Origin of the sequence: Dietzia sp. SYD-A1 (assembly GCF_015356725.1) — a bacterium.
Classification (GTDB): Bacteria; Actinomycetota; Actinomycetes; order Mycobacteriales; family Mycobacteriaceae; genus Dietzia.
Window position 1 is genome coordinate 1 of sequence record NZ_JADDKI010000486.1, and the last position, 1,953, is coordinate 1,953.

Below are 1,953 nucleotides of genomic sequence, written 5' to 3' on the forward strand. Positions count from 1 at the left end.
CTCGAGCACCTGGACGACGCGGGCGAGGCCGTGCGCGGGATGCTGCTCGCCGCCACCGCTCACCCGGAGATCAGCCGACTCCTGGCCTGGCTGGCCCTGGACCGCGAGGCCGCGTTCCCCCCGATGATCGACCCGGCCGAACGCCCGGCCGCGGCGCTGCGCCGCATGACCTCGCCCCCACCGGCCGGGGACGTCGAACTGCTCCTCGTCTTCACCGCCGTCTACGCCTGGCCGGTGTTGCGGGGCACCCTGCTGGACGCTCTCGACATCCCCGCCGACCAGCGCGAGGAGATCGACGACCGACTCGCCGATCTCCTCGCCCGCATGGTGACGGGCCACCGCGGTGGCGCCAGCTGACGGGCCCGCCGTCGCTAGCTGACGGGCTCGCCGGCGCTAGCTGACGGGCTCGCCCGCGTCCTCCGACGACACGAGACCGGTCGCCTCCCCCGGGTCCCGGTCCGGCTCCTCCGGCCCCTGATCCAGGCGGAACGGCGGGTACTCGTCGCGTAGGAGCAACACGTACGAGCCGACCCGGTACACCCAGCGGTTCAGGCCCACGATGAGGTCGAAGAGCCGGGGCAGGTAGCGGCCGGTGAACAGCAACCCGATCGCGGCGATCAGCACGAGCAGGCCGACCAGCGAGATGTTCCACTCGGCGCCCCCGTACTCCGAGGCTCTGGTCAGGGCCGCCCCGCCGCCGGTGAGGATGCCCACGATCAACAGGTGCGGGATCACCAGCAACCACCACTTGACCAGCACCAGGCCGCGCGAGAGCCGCTCGGGATAGGCCACGTCCAATCCGGCCGGATAGTCGGTCGGCGCCAGCGAGAAGGGCGGGTACCGGTCCGTCCCGAGCACGGAGTAGGCGTAGAACCCGACGCGCCAGTTCCACCGCAGCACTCCGACGCTGTAGGCGAACCACGCCCGCGGGTAGCGGCCGGTGAACAGCACCACCAGTCCCGCGGCGACCGTGGTGACGACCAGCGCGAACCACAGCAGGGCCAGCACGATGTAGTGCGGGATCGCCAGCAGCCACTTGATCAACCACAGACCGCGGGACACCTGCGGGTCCAGGTGCCCGGTCAGACGCAGCGGATCGGGACCCACGCCGGCGGGAAGGGCGCCCGCACCGGCCCCGGGAAGGGCGTCGGGGTCGGCGTGCCGGTCGATGTCCCGGCCCAGCCCCGCGGTCGCCACGAGGATCAGCGGCAGCCCCAGCGCCAACGCCACGAGTCCGGCGATGAGAACACCGGGCCCGGCGAGTCCGAACACCTCGGTGTGTGCGCCCACCTGGACGTCGACCCACACGGGGCGGGAGCCGTCGGCGTTCATCACCACGACCACCCAGTCGCCGGACCGCAGGTCGACGGTGAGGGTCTGCTGCTCTGCACCCGTCGTGGACTGGGCCCAGAAGTCCTGGTCGGCAGGAGGTTCGGGGGCACGGGTGCCCGGCACCTCGTCGAGGGCCGTCTCGGCGTCGTTCCCCGATCCCCACATCCCCGATCCCCAGTCATATGTGGGGCCCGCGGAGTATCCGGGATCCCACGGCTGGTCACCGATCACCGCGTGGGGGACATCGCGGAGATAGGCAGAGACGTCGGATGCGTCCGCGATACCGAGGAACACGTCCTGGCCGGGGACCACCGGGGTCGCGCGGAGTCGGAGGCTGATCAGGTCGTCGAGACCGTAGGGCCCGACGGTGGCTCCCTCGTCGACATGGATCGTCAGGGGCGCGGTCGTGATGGCGTGGCCCACGGTCTGGAGGCGGTCGGTGTCGGTGAACGCGTACTGCCCGTCCCGCTGGGAGGCGTCGGCTACCAGGATCGCCGCCCCGGCCGCTGTCATGCCGAGGCCGAACACGGCCAGCAGGACCCCGGCGACGAGCAGGACCCAGTTCAGGGGGCGGGTCCGCGGAGGGCCGTGGACGGGGGTCGAGGAGGGACCGGACGGGGT

Annotated in this window: 1 protein-coding gene and 1 pseudogene; one reads left to right on the forward strand and one right to left on the reverse strand. The window is 72.0% G+C overall.

Annotation, left to right across the window (positions count from 1 at the left end; all coding sequences use genetic code 11):
* Positions 1–357, forward strand: a pseudogene (locus tag IY392_RS15930) (TetR/AcrR family transcriptional regulator); the annotation flags it as partial.
* 36 nt (positions 358–393) lie between these two features.
* Here IY392_RS15930 and IY392_RS15935 read toward each other — a convergent pair.
* Positions 394–1,953: DUF4389 domain-containing protein (locus IY392_RS15935; RefSeq protein ID WP_228549513.1), on the reverse strand; the 1,560-nt coding region annotated here is incomplete at its 5' end.